Source organism: Rubritalea spongiae (genome assembly GCF_042652385.1).
Taxonomy (GTDB): Bacteria; Verrucomicrobiota; Verrucomicrobiia; order Verrucomicrobiales; family Akkermansiaceae; genus Rubritalea; species Rubritalea spongiae.
Map to the genome: position 1 here is coordinate 3,045,209 of NZ_JBHSJM010000001.1, position 17,114 is coordinate 3,062,322.

The following is a 17,114-nucleotide window of genomic DNA, read 5'->3' on the forward strand; positions in this document are numbered from 1 at the left end:
TTCTTTCTGAGAAGAGAAAAGTGAGTGTTAGAGTTTATCGTCTGGCCAAGTTCCTGCAGAAGTAGTACAGAAAACCTAACTAAATTTCTATCCAGTATGATTGAATACCAGCGCGACCAACAGCAGACCATTCCAGACTCTCAAGTGAAAATCGTAGGTGTGGGGGGCGCCGGGTTAAATATGATCGATCGCGTGGCATTGGATGGAATGCAGGGCGTTGAATTGCTCGCTCTTGCATCCGATTCGCGTTCTTTGACGAGCTCTGTTGCTTCTGAGAAAGTACAACTGGGAGCCAAGCTAACGATGGGGCTCGGCTGTGGTGGTGACCCTGAGTTAGGTGCAAAAGCTGCTAAGGAACAGGAGACTGAAATTCGCGATGCTCTGCGTGAGCGCAATATGGTTTTTATTTGTGTTGGCTTAGGTGGCGGGACTAGCTCGGGTGCTGCACCATTGGTTGCTCGGATTGCCAGAGAAATGGGCGCTTTCGTGGTCATTTTTGCGACCATGCCATTTGAGTTTGAAGGGCGCCGCCGTCGAGAGCAGGCTGAGACTGCGCTGAATGAGCTTTCGGTGATTGCAAATGCCTTGGTGACTTTTGAAAATTCTCGCATGGGTGAGCTGGTGCTGGCAGCGCAAGGGATTCATGAAGCCTTTGCTGCGGCAGACCGGATGATTTCTGAGAGTATTCAAGCGGTGACTCGCTTGGTGGTGCGTCCAGGAATTATCAATGTTGGGTTAGATGATTTAATTAGTTCGCTGAGCTCTAGCCGTTCTCGTTGTTTATTTGGATCAGGGATTGCTCAAGGTGAGAATCGTAGCCAAGCAGCATTGCAAAATGCTCTGACGAGCCCACTGTTAGATAAGGGACGTTTCCTCAAGAGTACGAAGACAGCTTTGGTGCACGTCTGCGGTGGTGAGAGTCTAACTTTATACGAGGTTGAATTGTTGATGCGCGAACTCAGTAAGCATGTTCCTGAAAGTGCACATATTTTGTTCGGTGCAGCTGTGGACGCGAATATGGGAGATAGCCTGAGTGTGACTATTATTAGTTCGCTACCCGAAAATGAATTTTCAAAGGCTGAGGAAGTGCAAACAGAAACTGTGATCGCCGAGGTGGAAGAAGTTGTCGAGGAGACAGAGGTAACTGTAGAACCTGACACTCTCGAAGAGGTAATTGAAGAAAGCTCCCAAAGGCCTGCTGATGTCGAAGTCGTTTCAGAGGGTAACCTTCTGGATAAGCTAGAAGAAATGACTCAGGAGTTAGATGACGAAGAGACAGAAGGAGAGGCATCATTACTAGATGACGAGGGTGTGGAGATTTCTGGGGAGTCTGATGAGCCTGAAACTGAGGTAGAAGAGATAGTAAACTTAGAAGAAAAGGAAGAAGTTGTTGCAGTTTCTGAGCGAGTTGAAGAGAGCGAAGAGCCGGAGGAGGTCGATGAAATGACAATGTTTGAGGAGCTCGAGAAAGAGGTCAAAGAAGACCTTATTGATGGCGCTGTGAAAACTAGCAAAGGTTCACAAGAGGAGTTGGATCTCGATGGCGGCCCGCGTGGGAAATTTGATGGAGAAGAGCCAAATTTGGTAGATGGTGAGGATCTCGATATCCCGCCATATCTGAGAAATAAGCGTTAGATCTTTTACTGAGTTAATTTATGCAAAAAGCTTCGAGCGCTGACGTGCTCGAAGCTTTTTTTTGATTGGGGTATAGTTTTTGAGAAAGCTTTGCAGCTTACTGCGCGAGTTGTTGATGCATCTGCGTGAGGGCCGTGGTGAAAGGGGTGAGGGAGTAGTCTGGGAAGTCCTTTTTGAAGGCGTCGTAGATCAATCCGGTTGGGAAGGGATAGATGGTGCTGTCGTGTGAAATCGATTCATTTTGGAACTCGCGGTTGATGTTTTGGGTGATTTCACTGAGCGAGAGTGATTCGACTGGGAGGTTATAGCAGGCGAAATGTTGTGGACTGGAGATCAGAGCTAGAGTGGTGTTCTGTCCAATGTCAGGTGCGTAGTGGAAGCCTGTGGTTCCGCCGAAGGGGATGGTGAATGGCTCATTATGGAATGCTTTGGTGATGGCGGTGCTGACTCCTGCAGTGGAGCCTTCGCTGCCACGGCTGAGACCGTAAATAATTTGAGGCCGGAGAATTGTGGAGGGGATTTGGTAATTGGTGGAGTAGCACTCGACGAGTTGTTCGCCGGCGAGTTTGGTCGCGGTGTAGGCGTTGAGAGGGGTGGTGGGAGAATTCTCGGAGACGAATGATTCATCATCTGAAACTGTGTAGACTGCTGCGGTGCTGAGGAAAACAAGGCGCTGAACTTTGCCGTACTGGCGGATGGCTTCGAGGAGGTTGGCGGTACCGTTGACATTAATTTTAACCGCAAGATGCGGCTGCGCCTTGCAGTCTGAGGTGCGCAGCGCTGCAACGTGGAGGACGTGGGTGATGGCGTGGGTTTCGAGTGCTAAGCTGAGGCTATCGAGGTCAAGGATGTCGCCCTTCTGGTAAGTGATGTGCTGATTTTCGGCGTGTGTTGTTTGGCCGCGTGAGAGACAAATGATCTTGTGAGTTCCTTGCTGGAGAAGTGCTTGTGTGGTTTCGATGCCGACGCAGCCGGTGCCGCCGACGATGAGAATATTTGCCATGGATGAATTCTGCTAGAGGTCGCAGGGGATTTCAAAAAGAAAAAGCCACCTCGCTGTAACGCTGGGTGGCTTTTTCGCAAATCATGTGTAGTTGCGGCAGCTTATGCGCCGGTGAGGAAGTTGATGACATCTCCATCTTGAACTTCGTATTCCTTTCCTTCAGCGCGGAGAGCGCCAGCATCACGTGCTGCTGCGACGGTCTTGTGTTTTACGTAGTCGTCGTAAGAGATGACTTCAGCGCGGATGAATTGTTTTTCGAAATCTGTGTGGATGACGCCAGCCGCTGCAGGAGCTTTGTCGCCAGCGGTGATGGTCCAAGCTCGAGTTTCTTGGACGCCAGTGGTGAGGTAAGTGCGGAGTCCGAGGAGGTGGTAGACACCTTTGATCAGGGTTGAAACGCCAGAATCGGTTACGCCCATGTCGCCGAGAAATTCTTTTGCTTCTTCTGGGTCGAGATCCATGAGTTCTTCTTCAATGCTAGCTGAGATGACGATGGATTCTGCGCCGTGCATTTCTGCGGCGTAGGCTTTGACTTTGGAGACGAGTGGGTGTGCGTCTGGGTTGTCCGTTGCAGCTGCGAGTTCGTCTTCGGAGACGTTGCAGGCGAAGATGGAGCGCTTATTGGAGAGGAGGAAAAAGTCTTTGAGGAGCTCGCGCTCTTCGTCTGAGAGTTCTAGGGTGATGGCTGGGTAGCCTTCGTTGAGGTGTGGCAGGAGTTTGTCGATGAGTGCGACTTCAGCCTTAGCTTCTTTGTCTGCGCCTTTGGCTTTTTTAGCCCGGGAGTCGCGTCGTTTATCTAGAGCTGCGATATCAGCGAGGATTAGCTCTGAGTTAATGATTTCAATGTCACGGACGGGATCGACTGAGCCGAGTTCATGGATGATGTCGTCATTTTCAAAACAACGTACTACTTGGACGATGGCATCTACTTCGCGTATGTTTGCGAGGAACTTATTGCCAAGGCCAGCTCCTTTTGAGGCGCCTTCAACAAGTCCAGCAATGTCCACAAACTCGATGGCTGTAGGAATCAGTTTTTTAGAGCCAGAAAGCTCGCTAAGAACGGCGATTCGTTCGTCTGGTACTGTGACGACGCCTACATTTGGGTCGATAGTACAGAATGGATAGTTAGCCGCCTCCGCTTTGCGTGTGCGGGTAACTGCATTAAATAGAGTGGATTTTCCGACGTTTGGTAGACCTACGATTCCTGCCTGGAGCATGTTGCGCAAGCTAATGAGGCGGCTGTAAGATTCAAGCTAAATACGCTTTGGGTGAGTAAGTTGACGCTTATTCTTGGTCGGATTCCTCTCCAATGATGATCACGGCTGGTCGCGGGGGCTCCGTTTCGGTAAACAGACTGTCGCTGAGGAGTTGCCAGTGGCGGCGTGTGAGATAAGTTTCGAGGGCGAATTTTGCAGTATCGTGGGTGGCGATGGTTGTAGGTGGCTTGATACCTTCGATTTGGAGGAAGTGTCCAGAGATGGAGCGGTATATGGCGAGGTAAAGTTGTTCCTCGAGAGAAAAGAAGTCTTCTTCTGGTTTGAAACGGAAGGTGAGCTGCGGGGTGAGTTTCGGTTCTGGATCGGTAGAGCTGAGCCAGATTCGGATGGGTGGCTCTGGAAAACCAGCGCGCGGAGTTACAGAGGTGAGTTGGATCTGTGGGGTGATGATGTAGCTGGAGGATTCTAGCAGGGTTTGTGATAGCGCGTCACGGAGGGTTTCGATGGATGCTGCTTGAGCTTCGGGTGCGTGGATGTGGATCGCTAGTGGAAAGGCTTGTTCGCTGTCAGGATTCCAAATGGGGAGGGCGCTGCGGAGTTGTGAGATGGCCTTGTGCGCTTTGTTTGGGTGCTCGTTGTTGCAATGATCGATGGAGCGTTCCCAGGCGAGTAGACTGTGTTGGAGCTTTCCTTTCGCTTCGAGTTCAATGGCGAGTTGTTGAAAGCTGTCGCTCGAGAATCCAGAAATATCAGTATAGTTGTCAAGGCTCGGTACTGAGCTGAGGTCGCCGTGGGGGATTGTTGGGGTCTCGGGGTGCGAATTTGCTGCAGGAGGAGCTTGTTTGGGAATTGTGTTAGCAGGAGTGAATTCTCGCGGTGGAAGAGGTGGGTGCTTGGCTTGCCATTGATGGAGGGCTTGGGCGATTTCCGTATCGCTAGGTTCGATAGTGAAATCCATATCGTGTGCGCCATACCAAAGAACCCCGCCGAAGAGGGCGAGTGCTAGTGGGATGCAGATGTAGAGAGGGATGCGCACGAATATGAGTGTTAGCTGTTACGTGGTAAGCGGTATGAACATTTCGTTTTTGTGTTCAAGTGGCGTAAAAGTTTTGAGCATTTTGGGTTAACACAAAAAACGGTCACTGCGAGTATGCAATGACCGTTTTTGAAATTTGATGAACGAAGCGTATTACTTGTTGTCAGCGGACTTCACGAGGAGAGCGCGCTTACCGATACGTTCGCGGAGGTAGTTAAGCTTAGCACGACGTACTTTGCCGCGGGAAACTACTTCGATCTTAGCAATACGTGGTGTGTGTACTGGGAATACACGCTCAACGCCTTCGCCGTAGGAAATTTTACGCACTGTGAAAGATGCGTTTACTGAGGAACCTTTACGGCCGATGCAGAGACCTTGGAAGATCTGAATACGCTCTTTACCACCTTCAACAACGCGAGTGTGTACTTTAAGTGTGTCACCTACGTTGAAGTCTGCTACTTCGTCCTTGAGCTGTTCAGCTTCGATTTTGTCAATGATGTTCATCGGATTAGTCCTTCTTTGAAAATTGTTTGGTGCACCGGAGTGGTGCGTGCGGGGGCGGATTGCTATAGGATTCTGTTTGCGAATGCAACTGATTTTTTACATTTTTATGGATTTCGTGTGTGATGATGTGGTCTGGTATGGCGTTTTTTAAATGTTGGGGAGGGGGTTCCTCTAAAATAACGTGGAATGAATGGGAACTCAGAGGTGATGTAATAATGGTAAGTACCTTCTGGAAATTCTGGTGTTTTACCAAAGCGGCCGTTGGCTTGATCGAGGTCACCTGATCCTTCTTTGTAATCATAGTCTTGGACGAAGGTGCCATCGTATGAGCCGCCAGGTTCTGGTGAATCGGTAGTTTGGCGAATTCTTTTGAGGGATTGTGGATCGATGCTCCCTGGGCGTTTTCCTATTTTTAACTGGTAGCTGGGTTGCATTTCTTTGATCCCTTTTGACGGGTTATTTGGGTCGATATAGCCGTATTTAGCATAAATGGGGAAACCGTCGGCCGCCCATCCGACCAGAGTCATTTGCTTTTTTTCTATTTTAGATTGTTGAATAATTTCGATGAGGCCAGTGGGTAAGCCGTGGTAGTGGTAGGCGCCATTTGGCTGGACGTGTGCGTGGTGGCGGTCTTCACCGAGGTCAATTTTCCCTGAGAGAGCCTCGTAGTTCCATCCAGATGAGCGATCTTGGTTCCAGTATTCAGCTGTGCCGGGGTCGAAGAGTACTCCGTTGATCGCGATACCGAAGGGTTGTCTCTCTAGTGGAGTGAGTTGCTTAGCTGGAACTCCTTTTTCTGGAACTTGGTGTCTGTAGTCTTGGCTTGAGATTGCGTGTGGGTTACGAGTGTTCGGAAATTTCCCTGTGGTATGGTTGGCGATGCCATTAGCCTTGATGTGGCGCTGTTTACCACTGGTGTTAATTTCAACTTTTGAGGGTGTTTTGTGGCGATAGCCATCTCCGCCGGTGTGATTGCCGTCATGGGCGTGGAGTTGTGGAGTGATGGGGAGAGCAATGCAAAGGGTAAGTAGTTTATACATAGTCATAGCTTATTTAGAGTGGCGAGGTTTACGTGGGTCGAAGTTTGGAGTTGGTTTAGATGGGTCAAAATTTGGATTTGGCTGAGGGATTGCGGCGTTGATGTTTGTGAGTTGAGAAAAGAGTTGCTGTTTGAGTTGGTGTGCGAATTCTGGATTTTTTGTGCTTAAGTCGTTCGATTCTGCTGGGTCTAGGTGAATATTGTAGAGTGAGGTGTGTTGACTCTCGTAATCGTAGAGGATTTTATAGTTCCCGGCAATGAGAGCACTCTGTGGTGGTGACTTTTGATAATGGGGAAAATGGAAAAGGAGGGGGGCTGAGCGCTTGATTAGTTGTTTGTTGAAAAGAGGGGTGATGTCAGAACCTTCGAGCTTGTCGGGAAGTGATCCCGCTCCTGCCAGTTTGCAAAACGTCGGGAAGAAATCGATTCCTGAAATAGGTGTGTGCGACCAAGAGTTTGCTGGAATGTTAGGACCAACAATGATGAAGGGGATGCGGATACCGCCTTCGTAAAGAGAACCTTTTCCGCCGCGGAGGTTGCTGGTGCGGCTGTTGGCTCCATTGTCGGCCATGTAGATGATGTAGGTGTTTTCGAGTAGCTGCTTTTCTTTAAGAAAATCGATGAGTGTTCCTACTCCTGAGTCTAGGTCAGCGGTGAGAGCGATGCGCTGGACTGAACGTTCTTTGTCGTTGGGCAAGAGTTTGGCAAATTTATCCTTATTCTTTTGTGAGGCGTTTTCTGGGGAATGGAGAGCGAGGTAAGACATTTGAAGGTAAAATGGACTCTCAACAGTGGAGTTGATAAATGACTTCGCTCGGTTGGTCATGCCTACGATGTCAACAGGGTTCGGGTCTTTGAATTTGCTAGACTGCTCGTTTCCTATATCGCCGTCGCTGACATCGAATCCGTGCGCTTCTGGGCCGCCACCGCCGATGTGCCATTTGCCGAAATGGGCGGTCTTGTAACCTGCTTTTTGGAGTTGGCTAGCGAAGGTTGGGTCCTTGATGTTTTTGGCTGAGGGTGAGGCGAGGTATTTGGTGTTTTCGGAGGATTTTACTACTGGCGATGCCTTGCACCAATGAAGCGCTGCTGGGCTCTTGCCGGTTAAGATGCTGACTCGAGTGGGGGCGCACACGGGAGCGGGGGAATATGCTGCGGAGAAACGCATGCCTTGCAATGCGAGCTTTTCGAGGTTTGGAGTTTGATGCTTTTTGCTCGAGGAGGGGAAATCTGGATGCATCGGAACCGATGTGGCATCCCAATGTTGGTCGTCTGAGAGTAGTAAAATAATATTGGGCTGCTGCTTGGCGAGTGCTTGCTGGATGCAGAGAATCGAGAGGAGTAGGAAATGGCGCATGGGAGAGTAAACCAAGAAATCGAGCCGAAGTTGCAGCATTCTGACTTGCTGTGAATCTAGAGTTGCACGTGGCGGAAGCGGATGTAGGCTTTGGGCAATCAAATCGATAAAATTATTATGAGCCAAGATATTCAAATTGTAGCTTACCTAAAAACCTATTGCGGTTGGAGTGAAGGAGTGCGTGCGATTCTTCGTAAGTACGACCTTCAATGGGAAGAAAAAGACATCATTAAGAATCCAGCATTTCGTTGGGAAATGGAACAAAAGAGCGGCCAGCCACTGAGTCCTTGTGTTGAGGTGAATGGTACGATGCTCGCCGATGTTTCTGGTGACGAGGTAGAAGCTTGGATGATCGAGAATGGTCTTCTTACTCCTTCTGAAGCTGAGGCCGATGCGCCGACCGATTCCGCCTGTACAGACGAGCAACACGAGGCAATGGCACGTGGGGAAGTCCCTGGAGCAACGCAGAAGATTAAGTTTATTGATTAAGCTGATCTGCATCACGTTTTAAGTGTTAGATTATCTCTAACTAACATAGAAAAGCCGCCCTCGTTTGAGAGCGGCTTTTTGATGTCCTATTTCAATGAGAAAGAGGGATCACTGAATTTTATCGATATTGGGACCACCCGCTGAGGTGCTCGCTGTGATGCGGACGGTGTTATTGCCACTTTCTAGTATAATCGGGATAGAATCTGTTGCCCATGTGCTCCAGCTTCCCGTTGATGGGAATGCGACACTGCCAACAATCACGCCATTCACACTGATATCACAGCTTCGGTTGGATGAGGACGCCAGTGCATAGCGAATATCTATATGAGCAAGCCCTCCGTAGGTGCCTCCAGAGATGTTATCCCATTCGAAGTAGCTGTCTTCGCCGCCCATATCAACGTAGCCTGAACCCGTGAAGTTGGCATTGGTTGATTTGACGGAGCTCCCTGAGATAGCTGAGTAGTTTTCGGCTTGTGAAACGGGGATATTCAATGTGTCGGCGAAAGCCTCCATGCTATCGATATTAGGACCGCCAGCAGAAGTGCTTGCACTGATTCTGATTCGGTTATTACCACTCGGTAAATTGACAGAGAGTGAGGCGGTTGCCCATGTTGTCCATGAGCCTGTGCTTGGGAATGAGACTGTACCAACAGTGGTGCCGTTGATGCTCACTGTGCAATCACGCTGAGAGTTCCCACCGATGGCGTATCTGAATTCCAGAGTTTTAGGGCCACCGCTTCCTCCTAGAATATTATTCCACTCGAAGTAACTACCATTTCCTCCCATGTCTACATAGCCGGAGCCCGTGTAACCTGAGTTCGTGGACTGCGTTGTACAATTCGAGATAGCGCTATAGTCCTCTGCTTGGTACTGGTAATCCACGGAGTTGGCGATGATGCGCATGCGCCAACTTGCGGAGAGATTTGAGGAGGGCCTTTTGAAACTAAAGGCATAATCCATGCTCCCATTGACGTTATAGTAACCCTGGTAGAAGTCGTGGTTATCATTGGTGTCAATTTCGTAGTCAACCCAAGCTCCATTGGTGAAGCGTTGCACGCTCACTGTTAGACCGTCTGGGACGTCACTTAAAATGACAGGGATGTGGCCGATGCCACCTCCGTTGAGGGTGAAGTCGGCAAGGATGGCGGCTTCTGTCGCCTTAATCTCTAGCGGGTAGTTCTGCAGGAGAGTACCAGAGTGCATGGACACGCTCATGTTCCGATTGTATCGGAATTCATCATAGACAGCTTCCCACGGCTGAGTGTGGCTGGAAAGACGCCCTGAAAATTCTGTATCTCCACCCCAGTAGTCAGAGGTGTCTTTCGCTGGCATGAGGAAGGCGATTTCACCCTCGACGGTATCACCAGCGGCGTATGAGCGATCGACAGCTTGCGCGCTCAAATCAAAGAGTAATTTATCGGTCGATGAATTTCTACCGTATGTGTGCATGTAAGGCGTGAAGGAAGAACCATTCAGAGTGGTTGATAGAGGGATGATGCCACGGTGGTAGCTCGCTGTATGACCTCCGCCCGTGGTGGTGTCATCAATGGATAGCCAGCGATCCTTGAAAAACATTGGGGCGCCCTTGTAGGTATTCCCACCAGGGTTTGCAGTGTAAGTAGACATGAGTCCCGTTGCGTGACCTCTATAATAATGGGTGAAAATGGAGCCGGAGTAATTATCCGCAGCCATTTGATAGTAGAGAAGGCGTGTGGGGGTGACAGCTTCCTGGAATTCATATTTAAATTTATGGAACTTTCGATGGTAGTCTAGTGATCCAGAACCTCGAACTGTGTAAGTATAACGGATTTTATCGTCATCTGTGACTCCACTGTAGTGAACTTGTGTGAGGTTGGGGCCAGCCCATTGGTAACAAGTTTTCATTTTTTTAGTGAAGCGGAGCTTATTCGACTGATCGTAATACACTAAAAAGTCTCCACCGCCTGCGTTTTCGGTCCAAGAGTGGTCATTGCCAGTGTTATGGCCATAGGTGAAAGTGGGGCGGATGTCGGCCATGTGAGCGCGACCAGCGTGGAGTGTGGGGTCATAGGTTAGAGCTTCTCCCCAGGCTCCTAGGGCTGACTCATCCCATTTCCATGGAGCTTTCACATTCCAACCGATGAGGCAGAGTTGAGAATGTGACGCCGTACCAAAGGTGCCTTCTCCCCAGTAGCCAAAGACAACACGAAGACGGATAGTTTTTGATTCACCAACAGCCAATGGAATCATTGTGTACCCTCGGAGCCAAGTTCCCATATGAATCGTTTCAAAGGATTTGTGCCAGTTCTTAGAGATTTGGACGGGAATTCCCAAGGGGCTATTATCGTCAGGGTTGGCGAGCAGCATGACAGTACCAGTGACTGCTCGAACATTCGGTTGGTCAAAGATCAGCGGAACTTGGATGGGCGAATTCGTTGGATTGTTTAGGGTGATGGTGAATTCATCAATGCGCTCTTTTTCTGTGGCGTGTGAGATGGAGTTCGAAGGGACTTCAATTTTGTACGCGGCTTCGTCATCGTCATAGCTGGCAGTGAGGGCAGCTCCGGTGTCATCACGTTGGGCTGAGGTGATGACTGAAGACACATTGTATGAGTCGTATGCACTGTCGGAATGCGGAGTGAGTGAGAGCCTTGCGATTGGATTTGCAGTGTCTTTCAGGTGTTGAGTCCCTGAAGGGGAGATGAGTTGCACGGTGGTGCGCGTGACCTCGGGGACGTCTTGCATGTCGAGAAGGAAGGTGACGTGGTCAGCCCATGCTGTGACTTCTAGGCTTCCGTTGGAAGAGAGTTGGGAGCCGTCAGACGCTTCGAAGACTAGACCGACATGGTCAAAGCGTTGGACGTATTGACCGCTTTGAATCAAGCGTACATACATTGCATCATTGGAGTCTTGGACGATGCCTGAGATGCATTTGTAACGTTTGTTCCCCACATAGGCGTAGAGATTGAGTGTAGCGGGGGTGAAGTTGGTGACGTCTTGGTTGAGCGCTGATAGGTAGTCGGACCCGTTGAGGGAGTCAAAGCCGCTAAGTTGCATTGTGTCACAGTCTAAGCGGAGGCTATAGTAGCCAGTTTGAACTACTAGATCTGGGTTGTCGCGGCCTGCTTGGTTACCGTTCCATGATAGACGGGTTGGGTATCCATTTTCAAAGTAGAGATAGCTGTAATTTTTGTTAATGTCAGCCAGTGCCGAAGATAGTAGGGAACAGACAAAGGATAGATGTGTGATAGAACGCAGGAGCGTGTTCGTTATGGGTTTCATGCTTGTGTAGGGTTCGATTGAGCTACGAGATGTTTAGTATGCGTAGCATGCATCTATTGAATGAAATAAATGCATTAACGATCCTTGTAACAGTGTGAAGGTGAATGATCTATATGAAATGTGTGTTTATCGTTTTATGTGAATAGCTATGACGTAAATTGTAAGTTTCGAAGTTGATGTTATAGGGTGGAGAGAGGGTTGGATTGAAGGGGGAGGATGACGAATTTATGGTTTTGTAGCGGCGTTAATGCACGTGGGTGACTCGACACTTGCTGCATAAAGTACATGCTGAAGCGCTTGGTATTTGAGATGATTTGTGCAGGTTTCGCTTCGAATACAGATTGATTGACAAGTGAGAATAGATTGTCTTGAGGAGTGAATCTGCTATTCCTTAGATTGAATGTTAGAGTTTTCTAGGAATTTACCATTGTGGGGGCGAATCGGATTGGTGCTGCTGAGTGCTATGCTGGCTGTGTCTGTATTTGCACCATTTTCATGGAGTACTTTGGCATTAGTCGCGTGGGTGCCAATGATGATGGCCCTGACTGGAGCTTCAATCAAAGCTGCGACTCGATTGGGGCTGCTGCATGGCGTTTGCTTATTTGGCTGCACGATGGGGTGGTTGGCCAATGTGTTCCAATCGATGAGTTGGTCTGTCTATCCGTTAGTGCTCGTGTTAGCAATGTTCTCGGCGATCTTTGGGCTCGGTTATGGGCTGGCTCAAACTCGCTGGAAAGGTGGGTGGAAGCTCGCAAGCTTTGGAGCTCTTTGGTGGGGAGCGGTTGAGTTTATTCGTTCAGAACTTTTTGTTCTAAAGTTTTCATGGATGAGTCCGGGCTTGGGATTTGATCCGCATTTTCTGACATCAGTAGTGGGAGTGTACGGGATGAGCGTACTCATAGTTCTCTTAGGATTGTTATTGGTGTGTTTGCGGAAGCCTTGGCTTGGAGGAATGGGCTTGCTTGTGCTTTTGTTGACTAGCTTTATTCCGCGCTCTGCGCCTGAAGGTTCGTCATTGCGAGTGTTAGCTCTTCAGGCCGAGTTTGCCACGATGCTGCGTTATCAAGAGCTTGTGGACAGTTGCGAGGAGGATATCGATGTTATCCTTTTTCCTGAGTACGCTTTGGAAGTTGATCCTGAGCAGTCGGATAAAATGCGACTGAGGTTGACGGAGCTTGCTGCGGAGAGGAGTGCCATAGTGATTATTGGGGCTCGGACTGATCTAGAAAATGGTGAGCATTATAATTCTGCGGTAGTGCTGAATGAAAATGGTATCATCGGGAAGCATCACAAAAATCACCCTGTGCATTTTTTCAATGATGGGAAAAAGGGCGAGTTGGCCGAACCCGTTGTGACCTCACTTGGGGCGCTTGCTTCACCTATCTGTTTTGATAATGATTACGAAGGTGTGGTGCGGCGAATGACGCAGGCGGGAGCTGAGGTTTTTCTAGTGCCGAGTCTCGATGCGAGTCACTGGGGTGAGCGGCAACATTACATGCATTCGGAACTCTTTCGCCATCGAGCGGCAGAAAGTAGACGATGGTTTGTGGTTGCCTCAGGATCTGGGATGACCCAGCTGATTGACCCTTTCGGTAATCGAGTGAGATCGCTTCCGATCATGGAGGAAGGAATCTTGTATGCAACTGTGCCAAAGCTGAGTGGTGATACATTTTATACTCGCATCGGTTGGACATTCCCATGGGTGTGGATAAGTACATCTGCTCTCGCAATTGCTTATTGCCTGATCAAGTTGTTGAAAGCGAAGACTCAGTGATGGGTATAAAATTCTTGGAAACTTATTATGGTGGAGCTTGCCTGAAGTGGATAGGAAGTGCGTATGTTTTGGTTGTTGGCAGATTCTAACATTGTTTTTATTGGGGTGGTTTTAGGGGTTCCGGTGTTGGCTCTAATTTTTATGTACAATGGGCACGTGAGCCGGCGGAATGCAGTTGACTATGCGTTTAGTTCGATAGACGTGCAGCTGAAGAAGCGTTGGGATTTAATTCTTCGTTTGGTGGAGACGGCAAAGGGGTATGCGAAGCATGAGAAGGAAATGTTTGAGAGAGTGACTGTGGCTCGGACGCTGGCGCAGACTGCACATGGTGCTGAGCGTTTTCGACGCGAGGGGGAGGTTTCTCAGGAATTACCGAACTTGATAGCTCTGGCTGAGAGTTATCCTGAGTTGAAGGCGGATGCGCAGTTTATAAACCTGCAACACAATCTAACGGAGATCGAGAGTCAGATTTCGGCTGCGCGACGGGCCTATAATGCGGCGATTACAGAGTACAATGATGGCGTGCATATGTTTCCGTCGAGTCTGGTGGCGGGGATGTTTGGGTTTAAGAAACGGGAATGGTTTCAGATCGAAGCTTCTGAGGAAGGGGTGAAACATGTTTAGTCGCGAGCAGGTAATGGAGATTATTGAGCAACAAGCAGGTTTGCTAAGTGAACTCGAAGATCAACGGCAAGTGGCTCTAAATAAACAACAAAAAGGCTATGCTTTGATAGTTGTTGCCGCAGTAGTATGGTTGGGAACTGTAGCGTTTATTGGGAGTACCAGTGAGATGGGGTTCTTAGTTGCCTTTATTGTTGTGGTGGGGTTTACGATCACTTTTTTTATCTTACATGCTGTTTTTATTGGGAAACACAAAAAGGAATACCTTTTGGCATATAAGGGTAAAGTGCTGACGGCTGTGACCAAGGCTATTCAACCAGGTATGCGCTATCGACCACATGAGGGGATCTCAGAGGATTTGTTCAAGAGCTCTGGATTAATAAGCTCTCGCATTGATCGCTATCATGCTGAGGATTTATTTCTGGGAGAAGTTGGTGAGACCGAGCTTTATTTTTCTGAGGTGAAGGCTGAACGAAAAGATACCTCGAGGGATTCGGAGGGAAGAACACAAACGAAGTGGAAAACCTTATTTGATGGGGTGTTTTTTATGGCGGATTTCCATAAGGAATTTTCTACATGGGCGACCGTGACACCTGATTTCGCGGAGCGCACATTTGGGTGGTTTGGCAAGAAACTGCAGAAGCTCGGTGGGAATGTGATTCACTTAGAGAATCTCGAGTTCGAAAAAGCATTCGTGGTGCGCGGTGGCGATCAAGTGGGAGTGCGCTATGTACTCACGCCTGACATGCAGGAGCGTTTATTGAAGTTGCGAGAGGTGTTAGGCGATACTGTGATGTTCGCTTTCAAGGACTCCAAGGTTGTGATGCTCTTCGCGACGTATGGGAATTGGTTTGAGCCCGATTTTAAGAAACCAAGTTACGAAGTGCGGCAGATTGAAGAATTTATAATGGAAATGCAGATCTGCTGTGAGGTCGTGGAGACCATGAATCTGAATACTCGGATTTGGACAAAATGAATCAGTTCGGAGGCTTTTGTGTCTGGGGATGCCTTAAAGAGAGGATAAAGAGGGTGGATGCCAGTTTTTACGAGGTGATCTTGCCGTCTGCGGTTTCTTGCTTGAGGCGGAGTTGTCCGCAGGCTGCGTCGATGTCGTGACCTTTTTCGATTCGCAGAGTGGTGGTGACACCGTTGTTGCGGACGATGTCGCGGAATTTGTAGCAATGCTCTTCGCTTGGGCGCACCCACTCTAGGCCTTCGACTGTGTTGTAGGGGATCAAGTTGACGAGGGCTCCAAGGGATTTGGCGCGTTTAGCGAGAATGGTTGCTTGTTCGAGGTCATCATTGATTCCTTTGATGAGAATGTACTCGAAGGTAATACGTTTTTTCGACTTTGATTTATAGTAGTGAAGCGCCTCAAAGAGTTCATCGATTTTCCACTTCGAGTTGACGGGCATGATCTTGTCACGGGTGTCGTTAGTGGCGCCGTGGAGCGAGATCGCAAGGCGGATTTGCTGAGGCCGATCCGCGAGCTTTTTAATCATCGGAGCGAGTCCTGAGGTGGAGATCGTGATATGGCGCGCGCCGATATTGAGCCCCCAATGACCGGTGATAATATCGAGGGCTTGGTTGAGGTTTTTGAAATTAGCGAGGGGTTCGCCCATGCCCATGAAGACGATATTGTTGATCTTGCGACCAGCGTGTTTTTCAACTGCCATGAGTTGGCCGACGATTTCGTCCGCAGTGAGATTGCGGGTGAAACCATCGAGGCCTGAGGCACAGAATTTACAGCCGTAGGCGCAGCCGACTTGAGATGAGACGCAAGCGGTGTGGCGGTCAGACTTTTCGCCGTATAGGGCTGGAGAGGCGGGGATGAGAACGGTTTCGACGTAGCGGCCGTCGTGGAGTTTGAAGAGGAATTTACGCGTGGTGTCTTCGGAACCTTGAACGCGAACGAGCTCGAGTGGGCTCATGCGGAAGTTTTGCTTGAGCGTGTCGCGTAGAGCGGCTGGGAGGTTGAGCATTTCATCTACAGAATCGGCGCGATGGGTGTAGATCCACTCAAGGGCTTGCTTCACACGATAGGCTGGCTGGCCATGTTCTTCTTTGAGAAGCTTGGTCAGGTCGTCGGCGGTGTAGCCTAAGAGGCTAGGAAGTGCTTGTGGTTTAAGGCTCACGTTGCGTGTTTTTGCCAGTTTAGCGCAATTGTCGAGAAAATCCCGTCAGAAATGCGAAGTGATTTAGTTGAGACTAGAACCGCCTAAACCTCTGGCTCCACTTAATCCGGATTTTCGTTGGTTCATTTCTGAATCTAAAATTCCACCATTTTTCTCAACTAACTTAATTTTATATTTTTCGTGAGAATCAGACTCTATAAAATGCTCATGCCATTTACCAGATTCTAGTAGAGCAAGCCGTCTGCCGTCGTCATACAAAGAGGCATCTGTATTAGCTTTGGACACAACCCTTAAGTACTTAGAATGTACCTTGCCATAGCCATTAATGTAGCGGCTGTATGTCTTCTTGACGGTGACGGCTATACTCCCCCCCAAGCTGGCTGACTTTCTTTTGATGGTGCATTTTTCTCAGGTGAACGGGTTTTGCTAGGCGTTTTGTTGATTTGAGTGGGCTGTGGACACTGAGAGGTGACTTTGTTTTTGGGGCCGGTTGGGTGGTTTTTGTGCTGGGTTTTCCTAGGGGCTTGGTTCTGTTGATTCTGAGTAGAGGCACTTATCTTGAATAAACTTGGGAAGATCGTTGTATTTGATGCGACGAGCACCATCTCGATGAGAAATGGTGAGACCAATATCATCAGCTCTGAGGACTTTAACTTTGGAGAAGGAATCTCCGTTTTCCAGATCGAGTGAGTCTAATTCCATCCCTTTGATATCTTTTCGGGCTTGTTCAACTGTGAGTTTACGTGATTCAGCTAGTTGTTTTGCGTATGCTTTATCGCGTTCGAATTTGCGAGCTTTGATGAGTTCTAGCTCTCTGTCTGCTTCTATATTGGCAGCACGCAAGTCAGCTGCGGCTTGATCTATTCGTTTTTTCTTTTCGGCCTCAGAAAGGTCGGAGGGGGCGAAAAGGGTCGGGGTGTCGGGGTCTTGTGGGTGCGTTGTTTTCTCGTGTTTTGAATTACAAGAAGTGAGCGAATAGAGAGAGACGAGAAGGAGTTTACAATAGTATAGATAGGTTCTTGAACGTTGCATTTTGATCTGAA

Annotated in this window: 15 protein-coding genes; 5 read left to right on the forward strand and 10 right to left on the reverse strand. The window is 48.8% G+C overall.

Translation table 11 applies throughout. The features are described from left to right. The first annotated feature begins 96 nt into the window (after positions 1-96). Positions 97-1,635: a cell division protein FtsZ gene (locus tag ACFPK9_RS13465; RefSeq protein WP_377095454.1), complete on the forward strand. Its 1,539-nt coding sequence runs from the start codon at positions 97-99 to the stop codon at positions 1,633-1,635. A gap of 97 nt (positions 1,636-1,732) precedes the next feature. On the opposite strand, the gene ACFPK9_RS13470 is transcribed toward ACFPK9_RS13465, so the two are convergent. The 6 genes from ACFPK9_RS13470 to ACFPK9_RS13495 all read right to left on the reverse strand — a co-directional run bounded on the left by ACFPK9_RS13470 (position 1,733) and on the right by ACFPK9_RS13495 (position 7,791). Further along, entirely contained in the window at positions 1,733-2,638 is a 906-nt protein-coding gene (locus ACFPK9_RS13470; protein ID WP_377095456.1) for an NAD-dependent epimerase/dehydratase family protein, read from the reverse strand. A gap of 101 nt (positions 2,639-2,739) precedes the next feature. Then, positions 2,740-3,855 (reverse strand): redox-regulated ATPase YchF, encoded by a 1,116-nt coding sequence (ychF, locus tag ACFPK9_RS13475; protein ID WP_377095458.1) that lies wholly within the window; start codon positions 3,853-3,855, stop codon positions 2,740-2,742. A gap of 67 nt (positions 3,856-3,922) precedes the next feature. Continuing rightward, entirely contained in the window at positions 3,923-4,891 is a 969-nt protein-coding gene (locus ACFPK9_RS13480; protein ID WP_377095460.1) for a hypothetical protein, read from the reverse strand. A gap of 153 nt (positions 4,892-5,044) precedes the next feature. Further along, positions 5,045-5,395 carry a 50S ribosomal protein L19 gene (gene rplS / locus ACFPK9_RS13485; RefSeq protein ID WP_377095461.1) on the reverse strand — a complete coding sequence of 117 codons (351 nt, stop codon included), beginning with the start codon at positions 5,393-5,395 and terminating at the stop codon, positions 5,045-5,047. Between the two features lie 104 nt (positions 5,396-5,499). After that, entirely contained in the window at positions 5,500-6,435 is a 936-nt protein-coding gene (locus ACFPK9_RS13490; protein WP_377095463.1) for a YHYH protein, read from the reverse strand. Positions 6,436-6,444: 9 nt separating this feature from the next. Further along, positions 6,445-7,791, reverse strand: a complete 1,347-nt coding sequence (locus ACFPK9_RS13495; RefSeq protein ID WP_377095465.1) for a sulfatase-like hydrolase/transferase — start codon at positions 7,789-7,791, stop codon at positions 6,445-6,447. A 117-nt stretch (positions 7,792-7,908) separates the two neighbouring features. Here ACFPK9_RS13495 and ACFPK9_RS13500 point away from each other — a divergent pair, with 117 nt between their 5' ends. Then, on the forward strand, positions 7,909-8,280 hold the full coding sequence (locus ACFPK9_RS13500) for a glutaredoxin family protein (RefSeq protein ID WP_377095467.1): 372 nt from the start codon (positions 7,909-7,911) through the stop codon (positions 8,278-8,280). Positions 8,281-8,388: 108 nt separating this feature from the next. Here the strand turns inward: ACFPK9_RS13500 and ACFPK9_RS13505 are convergent, their stop codons facing one another. After that, positions 8,389-11,541 (reverse strand): carbohydrate-binding protein, encoded by a 3,153-nt coding sequence (locus ACFPK9_RS13505; protein WP_377095468.1) that lies wholly within the window; start codon positions 11,539-11,541, stop codon positions 8,389-8,391. 463 nt (positions 11,542-12,004) lie between these two features. On the opposite strand from ACFPK9_RS13505, the gene ACFPK9_RS13510 reads away from it, so the two are divergent. The 3 genes from ACFPK9_RS13510 to ACFPK9_RS13520 all read left to right on the forward strand — a co-directional run bounded on the left by ACFPK9_RS13510 (position 12,005) and on the right by ACFPK9_RS13520 (position 14,912). Next, positions 12,005-13,315, forward strand: a complete 1,311-nt coding sequence (locus tag ACFPK9_RS13510; RefSeq protein ID WP_377096647.1) for an apolipoprotein N-acyltransferase — start codon at positions 12,005-12,007, stop codon at positions 13,313-13,315. 63 nt (positions 13,316-13,378) lie between these two features. Beyond that, on the forward strand, positions 13,379-13,939 hold the full coding sequence (locus ACFPK9_RS13515; protein ID WP_377095470.1) for a LemA family protein: 561 nt from the start codon (positions 13,379-13,381) through the stop codon (positions 13,937-13,939). After that, positions 13,932-14,912, forward strand: coding sequence for a DUF3137 domain-containing protein (locus ACFPK9_RS13520; RefSeq protein WP_377095472.1), 981 nt, complete (start codon positions 13,932-13,934; stop codon positions 14,910-14,912). Before ACFPK9_RS13515 ends, ACFPK9_RS13520 begins: the two co-directional genes overlap by 8 nt. 67 nt (positions 14,913-14,979) lie before the next feature. On the opposite strand, the gene rlmN is transcribed toward ACFPK9_RS13520, so the two are convergent. The 3 genes from rlmN to ACFPK9_RS13535 all read right to left on the reverse strand — a co-directional run bounded on the left by rlmN (position 14,980) and on the right by ACFPK9_RS13535 (position 17,103). Further along, positions 14,980-16,071 (reverse strand): dual-specificity RNA methyltransferase RlmN, encoded by a 1,092-nt coding sequence (gene rlmN / locus ACFPK9_RS13525; RefSeq protein WP_377095473.1) that lies wholly within the window; start codon positions 16,069-16,071, stop codon positions 14,980-14,982. Between the two features lie 63 nt (positions 16,072-16,134). Continuing rightward, complete coding sequence (locus ACFPK9_RS13530; RefSeq protein WP_377095474.1) at positions 16,135-16,446, reverse strand: hypothetical protein; 312 nt, start codon at positions 16,444-16,446, stop codon at positions 16,135-16,137. Positions 16,447-16,587: 141 nt separating this feature from the next. Next, complete coding sequence (locus ACFPK9_RS13535) at positions 16,588-17,103, reverse strand: hypothetical protein (RefSeq protein ID WP_377095476.1); 516 nt, start codon at positions 17,101-17,103, stop codon at positions 16,588-16,590. Between the last annotated feature and the right edge of the window lie 11 nt (positions 17,104-17,114).